Annotated in this window: 2 protein-coding genes and 1 pseudogene; all 3 read left to right on the top strand. The window is 68.1% G+C overall.

The window, feature by feature from the left end; all coding sequences use genetic code 11:
- Positions 1 to 183 (top strand): annotated as a pseudogene (locus ABZ215_RS43825) (cytochrome ubiquinol oxidase subunit I); the annotation flags it as partial.
- A 6-nt stretch (positions 184 to 189) separates the two neighbouring features.
- Positions 190 to 453 carry a DUF3040 domain-containing protein gene (locus ABZ215_RS43820; RefSeq protein ID WP_354956878.1) on the top strand — a complete coding sequence of 88 codons (264 nt, stop codon included), beginning with the start codon at positions 190 to 192 and terminating at the stop codon, positions 451 to 453.
- Between the two features lie 10 nt (positions 454 to 463).
- Positions 464 to 1108: cytochrome b N-terminal domain-containing protein (locus ABZ215_RS43815; protein WP_354956876.1), on the top strand; the 645-nt coding region annotated here is incomplete at its 3' end.

The raw sequence follows: 1108 nt of genomic DNA, 5'->3' as shown, positions 1-1108 counted from the left end.
CTACCCCGCATCCGCTCCGAACGGCCCGCCTTCGAACTCCACTACCCGCACATGGTCCAGCGCTTCCGCGACGAAGCCCACATGACCCCATTCCAAAAACACCACGCCTCACCCGGCGAACTCGCCGCCGCCGCCACCCAACCCGACGACCAAGGCCCCGGCAACGACCCCCGTGGAAAGTAGGCCGTCGTGAACGCGGACGAGCAGCGGATCACCGAGATCGAGATGCGGTTCCGGGAGTCGGACCCGGATCTCGCGCGGCTGCTCGCCGCGCCCGGCCGGGGCGATCCGTTCCGGCGCCGCCGGGCCGCGCAACTGCTGACCGACCTGCTCACGGTCGCGGTGTTCGGCCTGAGCCTCCTCACCGGGGCGCTCCCGGTGATGACCCTCGCCGCGGTGCTGACCGCGACGGCGCTGTACCTGCACATCCGATGGCCCGCACAGCCACGGTGAGGAGACCGACATGGCAGCGTGGAACACGCCGACCCGGGGCGACGGCCTGATCACCCGGCAGACGAGCGCGGCGGCGGAGAACGCGGACCAGCGGTACCGCTTGGCCAAGGGCCTGCGCCATCAGATGAACAAGGTGTTCCCCAGCCACTGGTCCTTCCTGCTGGGCGAAGTGGCGCTCTACACCTTCATCCTGCTCATCATCTCCGGCGTGTACCTGACGTTGTTCTTCGATCCCTCCATGGAGGAGGTCGTCTACCAGGGCAGCTACCGGAATCTGCAGGGCGTGGAGATGTCCCGCGCGTTCCAGACCACTTTGGACATCTCGTTCGAGGTGCGCGGCGGTCTGTTCGTCCGCCAGCTGCACCATTGGGCCGCGCTGGTGTTCGTCGCGGCGATGATGATCCACATGTTCCGGATCTTCTTCACCGGAGCGTTCCGCAGGCCGCGCGAAGCCAACTGGGTCATCGGCGCGCTGCTGCTGATCCTGGGCATGTTCGAGGGCTTCTTCGGCTACTCGCTGCCGGACGACCTGCTCTCGGGCACCGGTATCCGCGCCACCCTGTCGGGCATCGTCCTGTCGCTCCCGGTGGTCGGCATCGGCGCGCCGCTCTCCTCCACGGCGCCCACGGCCTGCTGCACCGGCATCCGCTGCTTC

This window comes from Amycolatopsis sp. NPDC006131 (genome assembly GCF_040614175.1).
Taxonomy (GTDB): domain Bacteria; phylum Actinomycetota; class Actinomycetes; order Mycobacteriales; family Pseudonocardiaceae; genus Amycolatopsis_E; species Amycolatopsis_E tucumanensis.
This window is presented reverse-complemented; position numbering and strand designations above follow the sequence as displayed.